The 5,364-nt window shown below is 64.8% G+C and carries 6 protein-coding genes; 2 read left to right on the forward strand and 4 right to left on the reverse strand.

Annotated features, from left to right (window positions below; genetic code table 11):
* Positions 1–294 precede the first annotated feature (294 nt).
* Together G584_RS0111120 and G584_RS0111125 are read left to right on the forward strand one after the other, a co-directional pair.
* Positions 295–885 carry a GNAT family N-acetyltransferase gene (locus G584_RS0111120; RefSeq protein WP_028494661.1) on the forward strand — a complete coding sequence of 197 codons (591 nt, stop codon included), beginning with the start codon at positions 295–297 and terminating at the stop codon, positions 883–885.
* Entirely contained in the window at positions 851–2,050 is a 1,200-nt protein-coding gene (locus G584_RS0111125; RefSeq protein WP_028494662.1) for an SLC13 family permease, read from the forward strand. Before G584_RS0111120 ends, G584_RS0111125 begins: the two co-directional genes overlap by 35 nt.
* Here G584_RS0111125 and G584_RS0111130 read toward each other — a convergent pair.
* The 4 genes from G584_RS0111130 to G584_RS12280 form a co-directional block, all read right to left on the reverse strand.
* Positions 2,042–3,346, reverse strand: coding sequence for an amidase (locus tag G584_RS0111130; protein WP_028494663.1), 1,305 nt, complete (start codon positions 3,344–3,346; stop codon positions 2,042–2,044). The genes G584_RS0111125 and G584_RS0111130 overlap by 9 nt on opposite strands.
* Positions 3,327–4,556, reverse strand: a complete 1,230-nt coding sequence (gene thiI / locus G584_RS0111135; RefSeq protein ID WP_028494664.1) for a tRNA uracil 4-sulfurtransferase ThiI — start codon at positions 4,554–4,556, stop codon at positions 3,327–3,329. The genes G584_RS0111130 and thiI overlap by 20 nt, the downstream gene beginning before the upstream one ends.
* Positions 4,557–4,558: 2 nt before the next feature.
* Positions 4,559–4,987, reverse strand: a complete 429-nt coding sequence (locus tag G584_RS0111140; RefSeq protein WP_019550575.1) for an NUDIX hydrolase — start codon at positions 4,985–4,987, stop codon at positions 4,559–4,561.
* Positions 4,988–5,055: 68 nt separating this feature from the next.
* Positions 5,056–5,364, reverse strand: a 309-nt coding sequence (locus G584_RS12280; protein ID WP_038050991.1) for an integrase core domain-containing protein, incomplete at its 5' end; no start/stop codon positions are given.

The following is a 5,364-nucleotide window of genomic DNA, read 5'->3' on the forward strand; positions in this document are numbered from 1 at the left end:
AGGGAGGTGGGCAGAACGGAAACTAAAGGGGTTCTCGGAGGTGAAGGAGGTGCTGGAGAAGATGCTTCAGGAGCGGTATGCCCCCCGTACACAGACTCTTACACATAACTCTTGACACGACCGGTGATGGTGACGCCTTGGGCCAAGGCTAAGGGTAAAAGAACGGCGCAAAAAGCCAATAACTTTTTCATTTTAAGCCTCCCTTCGCCGCCATTATACCCCAGGGCGCATCGCCAAAGCCCTTGGCCTGCGGCTGGTACGGGAGCTAAAAGGGTTTTGTCCCATAATGGAGGCATGTGGTCCTTTCCCCAGAGCCTCGAGGGCCGGTATGTCCGCTTGGAGCCCCTAACCCTCTCCCACCTTCCGGGCTTCCAAGCCCAGTTTGACCCCGAGGTCTACCGCCACATGAGCCATAGGGTAAGGGGGCCGGAGGACCTAAGGGCTCACCTCGAGGCCCTTCTTTCCGAGCCTGGCCGGGTTAACTGGGCCGTTTTCCTGGGAGGGGAGCTGGCTGGGCGGATCTCCGTCATCGCCCCGGATCCGCAAAACCGCAAGCTGGAGATCGGTACCCTCATCTTCAAACCCTTCTGGGGAAGCCCCGCCAACAAGGAGGCCAAGTATCTCCTCCTGCGCCACGCCTTCGAGGTGCTCCTTGCGGAAAGGGTGCAGTTTAAGGTGGACCCCTTGAACCTGCGAAGCCAAAGGGCCTTGGAGTCCTTGGGGGCGGTGCGGGAAGGGGTCTTGCGGCGGAACCGCCTTCTCTCGGATGGCCGCTTCCGCGACGACGTGGTCTACAGCATCCTGCGGGAGGAGTGGCCTCGTGTGAAGGCCCGGCTGGAAGAGAAACTGTATGGAGCTTTCCCAGGAGATACGGGAGGGGCTTAGCCTCCTGGTGCTCCTCCTCACCTACCTGGGCCTGGCCCTGGGAGGGCTTCCCGGCTACCGCATGAACCGGGCGGGGGTGGCCCTGGTGGGGGCGAGCTTTCTGGTGCTCCTCGGGGTCTTGGACCTCCGGGAGGCCTGGCAGGCCCTGGACGCCCAAGCCCTCACCTTCCTCTTCGGCATCATGGTCCTGAACGCCCATCTGGGCTATGCGGGCTTCTTTGGCCTTGCGGCGGAGAGGCTTTTGGGTCTGGCCAGGACTCCCTTGGCCCTTCTCCTCCTTCTTACCTTTGGAAGCGGGTTCCTTTCCGCCCTTTTCCTGAACGACACCATGGCCCTTCTCCTCACCCCCTTGGTCCTCTCCCTAACCCGGAGCCTGGGCCTGAACCCCGTGCCCTACCTCCTTACCCTCATGGCGGCGGTGAACACGGGAAGCCTCATGACCCCCACGGGGAACCCCCAGAACATCGTGGTGGCGAGCCTATCCGGCATCTCCTACCTGGGGTTTGTTTCGGCCCTCTGGCCCGTGGCCCTGCTGGGCCTGGGGCTTCAGGTGGTTCTCCTGGCCCTCCTCTACCCCGAGGTACGCTCCTTAAAGCCCCTTTCCCCCATTCCCCCCTTGCGCTACCGCCTGCACGGCCCCCTGTTGGCCAAGGGGCTTTGGGTGGCCTTTGGGCTTTTCCTGGCCTTCCTCCTGGGCTACCCCATGGCCCAGGGGGCCTTGGTGGCCGCAGGCATCCTCCTCTTCACCCGCCGCCTACGCTCCGAGCGCTACTTCTTGCGGGTGGACTGGGAGCTACTGGTGATGTTCGCCGCCCTCTTCATGGTCACCGAGGGGGTACGAAGGCTGGGCCTGGCGGAGTTTCTTGTGCCCTTGGCCACCACGCCTTTAGGGCTTCTTCTGGCCGCCACCCTCCTTTCCCTTCTCATCTCCAATGTGCCTGCGGTGTTGCTCCTGGCGCCCCTGGTACAGGAGCCCAGGGACTGGCTTCTTCTGGCTGGGGGAAGCACCCTGGCGGGGAACCTGACCCTCTTGGCCAGCGTGGCCAACCTCATCGTGGCCGAGGGGGCGGGAAGGGAAGGGGTGAGGATAGGATTCATGGAGCATCTTCGGTTGGGGCTACCCCTTACCCTCTTGACCCTGGGCCTGCTCTACGCGCTACTTTAGCCGGGCCTCGAGCCAGCCTCCAATGGCCAGCACCCGGCCATCCTCCGCGTAGGGCCCCACCACCTGGAGCCCCACGGGCATCCCCTCCACCCGGGCGAAGGGGAGGGTTAGGGTGGGCACCCCGAGGAGGCTGAAGGGCAGGGTGAGGGTGATGAAGGCCTCCCGGTGGCTCCTCCTGCCCGATTCCAGCTCCACCTCCTCCGTGCCCAAAGGGGGGGCAGGAAGGGGCTGGGCGGGGAGGAGGAGGGCGTCCACCCCCCTTAAGGCCTTCACCAACTGGAGGCGCAGGGCCTCCCTTTCCGCCACCGCATCCCGGTAATCCTTCTCCGTGAGGGAAAGCCCGGCCATAAGGGCCTCCCGCACCTGGGGAGAGAAGCCTTCCGGATGTTCCCTTAAGGCTTTTTCGTGGATACGGGCTGCCTCGTAGCGCACCAGACGGGTGTAGACCTCATAGACCCCGGGTAGGGGTAAGGATACCTCCCTTACCTCGGCCCTCAAGGAGGGGAGTTCCTCTAGAAGCCTCTGGAAAGCCCTGCGCACCTCCACCCCCAGACGGCCCTCCAAGAAGTCCAGGGGTACGCCGAAGGTGGGGTTTTGCGGGCCCTCGAGGGGGATGCTTTCCCCGGCCAGGATCTCCGTGAGGAAGTGGGCGTCCCGCACCGTCTTGGCGATGGGCCCCGCGTGGTCGGTGGAGCGGGAGAGGGGCAAGGCACCTTCCAGGCTTACCCGGCCGTAGGAGGGCTTGAAGCCCACCACCCCGTTGAAGGCGGCAGGGATGCGGATGGACCCTCCCGTGTCCGAGCCCAGGGAGGCGAGGCCGATCCCCAAGGCCACGGCCACGGCGCTTCCGCTGCTGCTTCCCCCGGCTTGGCGGCTTGCGTCTAAGGCGTTGCGCACCGGGCCCGTCCAAGGGTTTTCCCCGGTGATGCCCAGGGCCACCTCGTGCATGTTGGTTTTGGCGAAGATAAGGGCTCCGGCTTCCCTCAGGCGCCTTACCGCCTGGGCCTCCTCAGGAAGGGGAGGGAGGGGGGCCCGGGTTCCTGCCCGGGTGGGCATGCCCTTGACCGGGAAGAGGTCCTTTACCGTGAGGGGGATGCCGTGTAGGGGTCCGCGGATGTACCCCTGCCTTAGCTCCTCCGTAAGCCGCTTGGCTTCCTCCTTGGCTTCTTCCTCGTCCAGGTAGGCCAAGGCGTTGCGGTCCTGGAAGGCCCGGGCCCTTTCCAGGGCTTCCTCCAAAAGGGCCAAGGGAGTGGTTTCGCCCCTTTCCAGGAGGGCTTTAGCCGTCAAGAGGTCCATGCTCCATTATAGGGGCCTTCTCCTGAGCCTTTGGTAGGGGTTTTTGCCCCGGCCAGGTGTAGCGCACCACCTCCCGGCCCTCGAGGGCCAAGGCGATGAGCCTTTCCGTATCCAAACGGCTTTCCGTTTCCAAGGCCACGGAAAGCTGGGCCCGGGTCACGGGGTGCTTGGGGGCGAAAAGGGTGCAGCACTCCTCGTCGGGGAGGATGGAGATGGCGTAGGTGCCGATGCGCTCCGCCTCCGCCTTGATCTCCATCTTGTCAAAGCCGATCAAGGGCCGGAAGACGGGAAGGGTGGCTGCCTGGTTGACCACATGGAGGTTCTCCAGGGTCTGCGAGGCCACCTGGCCCAGGCTGTCCCCGGTGGCCAAGGCCAAGGCCCCTTCCTCCTTGGCGATGGCCTCGGCGATGCGGAGCATGTAGCGGCGGTAGAGGACCACCCGGTAGGCCTTGGGGGCCTCGAGGATGATCTGCCGCTGCACCTCGCTGAAGGGAACCAGGTGGAGGGTGATGCGGTGCTGGAAGCGGGCCAGGCGTTCGGCGATGGCCTTGGCCTTTTCCCGGCTCTGGCCCGAGAGAAGGGGGAAGGGGTGGAAGTGCACTAAGACCACCTCCGCTCCCCGGCGCATGAGGCGGTAGGCGGCCACGGGGGAGTCAATCCCCCCGGAAAGGAGGGCCACCACCTTTCCGGAAACCCCGGGGGGAAGCCCTCCCGGTCCCGGGTGGCGCTCCACCTCCAAAAGGGCGGCGTTGGGCAGGATGCGCACCACCAGCTCCCTTTCCGCTCCCTTGAGCTGCACCCTGGCTCCCGTCTTCTCCTTCACGAAGGCCCCAAGGAGGCGCTCGATCTCGGGAGAGGTGAGGGGGAAGGTCTTGTCGGAGCGTTTGGCGGTGATGCGGAAGCTTTCGAAGCGTTCCCTCTTAAGGGTTTCCTCCAGGGCAGCCTCGAGGGCCTTTAGATCCGGGGGAGTGCGCAGGACCCGGGCAAAGCCCTCCACTCCCAGGGTGTCCTTCAGGCGTTCCTTGGCCTCGAGCCAGGCTTCCTGGGGCAGGCGGAAGAGGAGGGCCATGGGCCACTCCGCCTCCAACCGGGCCGCCGTGCCCTTAAGGGCCTCCCTTACATGGGCCTTGGCCTTCCTCAGGAAAAAGGGGCGGTTTTCCCCTTTCAGGGCCAGCTCGTGGAACAGGTTGACCAGAACCAGGGTTTCCATGGTCACGGGCAGAGACCTTTCACCGCCAGGTAAAGGCGGCTGCATAAGGAGCCTTGCCGGGCGGCTTCCCTAAGCTCCTCGGGCCGGCCAAAGCGGTAGGCCCGGTAGTAGGTCTTGCCGGGCTTGGGCTCGGGAAGCTCAGGCCTGGCGAGAAGCCTGGCCTCCACCACCCAAAGCTCCAGGGTGTACGCGGTCCGCTCCTCCACCCCGAAGGCCACGGGCCGGAGGACCTCCACCCCGGCTCCCAGCTTCTCCCGGCCTACCCTTAGGGCCCCATCCTCCGGGCCTTCTCCATCCCCAAGGCTCACCGCCGGCAGGCCCCAGGCCCCGGCGAACTCGGGGTCCTCCTCGGGCCGCTTCACCAAGAGAAGCCCTTCCTCGCTCCAGGCGGCCAGGGCCACCGCGCGCTTAAGGGGCTTGGCCGTCTGCACCCAACCAGCCTAGCAAAACCCTAGCCCAGGCGCAAATCAGTGTACTCGGCCACGACATTTGAGACACCTTAGGGAACCGACCCCTCCCGTATCTTAGCCAAGAACTCCAAGGGAGCAAGGCCACCCAGGGCCACGTGGGGTCTCCTGCGGTTGTAGTAGTCCAGGTAGGCATTAAGCTCCACCTGTAGCTCGCTAACCCTCGTGGGCAAGGGTCGGGTGTAAAACTCTTCCCTAAAAGTCCGTTGCAACCGCTCCACGTGCCCGTTAAGCCTAGGACTCCGGGGAGGCAGCACAAAAAGAGCGATGCCCAGGCCTTGGCACGCTACCTCAAACTCCGCCATGAACTCGCTACCCCCATCCACCTGTACCGCTCGGAT

It is taken from the genome of Thermus antranikianii DSM 12462, from assembly GCF_000423905.1.
In the GTDB taxonomy this organism is placed as follows: domain Bacteria; phylum Deinococcota; class Deinococci; order Deinococcales; family Thermaceae; genus Thermus; species Thermus antranikianii.

Excerpts from the sequence above, each read along its gene's own strand:
- G584_RS0111130 (WP_028494663.1), bottom strand. The coding sequence starts at position 3,346 with ATGGACCTCTTGACGGCTAAAGCCCTCCTGGAAAGGGGCGAAACCACT.
- thiI (WP_028494664.1), bottom strand. The coding sequence starts at position 4,556 with ATGGAAACCCTGGTTCTGGTCAACCTGTTCCACGAGCTGGCCCTGAAA.
- G584_RS0111120 (WP_028494661.1), top strand. The coding sequence starts at position 295 with ATGTGGTCCTTTCCCCAGAGCCTCGAGGGCCGGTATGTCCGCTTGGAG.
- G584_RS0111125 (WP_028494662.1), top strand. The coding sequence starts at position 851 with ATGGAGCTTTCCCAGGAGATACGGGAGGGGCTTAGCCTCCTGGTGCTC.